The sequence below is a fragment of the Pseudomonas sp. 2995-1 genome (genome assembly GCF_002742505.1).
Taxonomy (GTDB): Bacteria; Pseudomonadota; Gammaproteobacteria; order Pseudomonadales; family Pseudomonadaceae; genus Aquipseudomonas; species Aquipseudomonas sivasensis.
In genome coordinates, this window is record NZ_LJSA01000578.1 from 1 (window position 1) to 347 (window position 347).

At 34.6% G+C, this 347-nt stretch carries 1 protein-coding gene; it reads right to left on the reverse strand.

Annotation, left to right across the window (positions count from 1 at the left end; genetic code table 11):
• Positions 1 to 347: DUF1980 domain-containing protein (locus tag AOA61_RS27855; RefSeq protein WP_143521274.1), on the reverse strand; the 347-nt coding region annotated here is incomplete at both ends.

Consider the following 347-nt stretch of genomic DNA (forward strand, 5'->3'; position numbering starts at 1 on the left):
GTAATATTCATTGAACCATTCTTGATCGTATAAGGATTCAATAGCATAAGGATTATGTTCTTCTTCAATATAATTTTCACTGAACTGATCAAGACTGTTTAAATATGCTTCTGGATCTTCTAAGAAAGCTTCAGCCCGAGCTAATGAGTTCTCTTCATCATCATTAATTTGAGGGCTTACTTGATTAATAACAAGTCCAGAACCATATTGGATACCGCGGTTTGCTGCAATGGAACTGTCCAATGCTCTATCTGGAATAATAAATCCGAATAATATAGGTAGTATGAAGATACTATAGATCAATAATTTTACTGGTGTAGGTCCTTTGATTTGGTGGTCATGGTTAC